The organism is Neisseria sp. P0009.S010 (assembly GCF_051958545.1).
Taxonomy (GTDB): Bacteria; Pseudomonadota; Gammaproteobacteria; order Burkholderiales; family Neisseriaceae; genus Neisseria; species Neisseria subflava_A.
The window spans coordinates 1-276 of record NZ_JBQCVH010000036.1 but is presented as its reverse complement, the minus strand read 5'-3'; the positions used below and the strand labels follow the sequence as shown (position 1 = coordinate 276).

Below are 276 nucleotides of genomic sequence, written 5' to 3'. Positions count from 1 at the left end.
ATGTGTATAAGAGACAGCCTACGGGAGGCTGCAGTGGGGAATCTTGGACAATGGGCGCAAGCCTGATCCAGCCATGCCGCGTGAGTGAAGAAGGCCTTAGGGTTGTAAAGCTCTTTTACCAGGGACGATAATGACGGTACCTGGAGAATAAGCCCCGGCAAACTTCGTGCCAGCAGCCGCGGTAATACGAAGGGGGCTAGCGTTGTTCGGAATTACTGGGCGTAAAGCGCACGTAGGCTGATTGTTAAGTCAGGGGTGAAATCCCAGGGCCCAACC

At 54.7% G+C, this 276-nt stretch carries 1 rRNA gene; it reads left to right on the top strand.

The annotated features are described in order from the left end of the window. A 16S ribosomal RNA gene (locus tag ACTHSN_RS10810) occupies positions 1-276 on the top strand; the annotation flags it as partial.